This is a genomic window from Trebonia sp., assembly GCF_049794275.1.
Taxonomy (GTDB): Bacteria; Actinomycetota; Actinomycetes; order Streptosporangiales; family Streptosporangiaceae; genus Trebonia.
The window spans coordinates 1-2,337 of record NZ_JBARCR010000031.1; the positions used below are offsets into that span (position 1 = coordinate 1).

Here is a 2,337-nt window from a genome sequence, read left to right on the forward strand (position 1 = left end):
GTGCCAGGATGGCGAGGTTCACCTCGACGCCCGGGTCCGGCTCGGCCAGCCGGGCCGGACCGATCGGCATCAGCGGGGAGGCCGCGATGGCGACGGCGACGGCGATGACGCCGCCGGCCAGGGTGACAATGGCGAGCCTGGCGAGCGACAGCGCGACGAGGCTGCCGCGGGTCGCGCCGATCGCGCGCAGCACGGGGAACTCCGCGGAGTCCAGGGCAAGCTGTCGGCTGAGCAGCTGGCCGATGACGGCGAGCGCGATGAGGCCGGCGAGCGTGGCGAACGCGGCGAGGGCGATGGCCTCCGGGCGGATGGCCTGCTGGGTCGCGGCCACCTGGGCGGCCTGGCTGATGGTCAGGATCTGGCTGCTGGTGTCCGGGTACCGCTTCGCCAGCGCGGTGGCAGCCCGCGAGAGGCTGTCAACGGTCGCGCCTGGCCGCAGCCGGATCTGCGCCTCGTTACCGTAGCTCATCGCGCCGGCCGCGCCGGACACAGGGAACGAGCTGACCAGCGCCGTCGGCTCGATGTTGCCGCTGCCGCTGCCGCCGCCGATCGGCACGATCTGGTTGTCGAAGACGACGACCGCCGTCACCCGGAAGGCCATCGGGACCCGCTTGGTGAAGTCAGGGCTGCCGGTCTTCGGGTCATTCGGCACGCCGACCAGGCGGAGCGTGCCGCCGGGGCCGACGTGCTCGAGGGCGGCGAGCTGCGGGTCGATCATCGCCTGGCCTGGGGTGTCCGGGTCGTACGGCCGGCCCTGCAGCACCTTCACCTTGTCGGTGGCGAGGCCGACGCCGTGATCGGGGCTCGACATGGCGGTCACCTGGTTGTTGTCCGCGTGCCTGGCCGTCGGCAGCACGACCTGGTACAGCACCGCGGTGGACAGCTGGGCGACCTGCGGCAGCTTAGCCAGCGCCGCGTAGTAGTCGGCCGGGAAGCCGTTGGCTGCAGGGAGGAGGTCCACCTGGGTCGCGTTCGCCCAGCTCAGCAGCCGCGGGTACGCGGTGTCGGTCCGCCGTGCGCCGGCCGCGGCGGTGAGCACCACGCCGCCGATGAGGCCGAGCAGCAGCGCGAGGCTGATCAGCGCCCGCCAGCGTTGCCTGAGGTCGGCGCGCAGCTCAAGCCAGACAGTCGCCATAGGTTCCGGTCACTCCGTTCGCAGCACGAGCGCGGGCCGCAGCCGGGCGGCTTCCCAGCCGGGCGCCGCGGCGATGAGGTTGGCGGCCAGCAGGGTGGCGGGGATGGCGAGCAGTACGGTGGCGAGCGGCACGGTGGCCGCTGTGGAGACGCCGGCGGCGCTGGCGAAGACGGCCCAGGCCCAGCGTCCGGCGATGACGCCGAGCGGCAGCCCGACGAGCAGCGCGACGACGGCGAAGGCGCTGGCCTCCCAGGCGACCGTGCCGAGCACCTGCCGCCTGGTGAAGCCGAGGGTCTTGAGCAGCGCCAGGTCGCGGCGGCGGCGGCGCACGCCTGTGAGCAGCACGTGGGCCAGCGTACCCACGGCGAGCACCGCGAGCACCACGGCGAGCGCGAGCGGGGTGTCCCTGATGCTGGCGTAGTTCTTGATGTCGCCGGGCCGCTGGTCGGCGACGGGCGCGATGATGCACGACCCGACCGGGCAGCCACTCGCCGTGAGGACCCCGGTGATCTTGGCGGCCGCGGCGGCCAGGTCGGCGCCCGGCCGGTACCTGAGCAGGAAGAAGTTGTAGCAGAGTGGGCCGGCGCAGCCCGCGGACGGGTCTGTCTCTGACAACACGCTTGCGGACACCACCGCTCCTGTGCCCAGGCCGGTGGGGGAGAAGCTGCCCCGGCTGAACGCGGGGAGGACGGCGACGCCGACGACCCGCATCGAGTGTGTGATGCCCGGGCCGCCGGTGCTGACCTGATTGACGGTCACCTGCACGGTCTGGCCGAGACGCGCGCCGATCGCGCGGAGCGTTTCCTCACCGAGGGCGATCTCGTCAGGGGCGGTCGGCGCGCGGCCGGCCAGCAGCGTGAGGTACCCGCTGCCGCGTACCTGGTCGATCCCGATCGCGGGCACGATCACGCCGTCCATGGTGAGCTGCCCGTAGTCGCCGCCCGCGTACCCGCTGATCGAAGGTATCGCCTGCGCCATCTGGCCGGCCTGGGCGCTGGTAGCGCTGCCGAAGTTGAAGTCCACCTCCTGCACCCAGTTCTGCCCGTAGTCGTGCGGTGTGCTGACTAGGCCGATAAGGCTCGCGCCGAAGACGACGGCGGCCGCGAGCGCGGCGACCGCGATGACGCTGCCGGCCAGCGCGCTGCGTACCGGGACCGCGGTCCTGCCGTGGCCGGGCTCGAACGCCATCGCGACCCCGGCGC

General features: G+C 73.1%; 2 protein-coding genes. Both read right to left on the bottom strand.

From position 1 onward, the window contains the following. Positions 1-1,135: FtsX-like permease family protein (locus WA805_RS00875; RefSeq protein ID WP_425241413.1), on the bottom strand; the 1,135-nt coding region annotated here is incomplete at its 3' end. A 9-nt stretch (positions 1,136-1,144) separates the two neighbouring features. After that, on the bottom strand, positions 1,145-2,337 hold a 1,193-nt coding region (locus WA805_RS00880), incomplete at its 5' end, for an FtsX-like permease family protein (protein ID WP_425241414.1).